Genomic DNA, 238 nt, shown 5'->3' on the forward strand with positions numbered 1-238 from the left:
GAGCTGCCCCCGAACGACGTTCCCATCGCGGTGGCGAACACGCGGTGGGTGATGTTCTTCGCAGTCAGCCTCCGGCGCACGTCGTCCCACACCTGGCGGGGCACGGTGTCGACGTGGGTGTTCGCGGACACGTCCCGGATGACCTCCAGCAACTGGTCGGCCAGGAGGCCCCTGGCACCGTGGACCCCGAACTCCTGCAGGAAGCGGCGCTGGTCGTCGACACCCGAGACGTCCAGGG

1 protein-coding gene is annotated in these 238 nt (G+C 69.3%); it reads right to left on the reverse strand.

Annotation, left to right across the window (positions count from 1 at the left end):
- Nucleotides 1-238 (reverse strand): hypothetical protein (locus AC0I8G_RS26160; RefSeq protein WP_471732539.1); only part of this gene is annotated, 238 nt, incomplete at both ends.

The organism is Kineococcus sp. AC630, assembly GCF_979255925.1.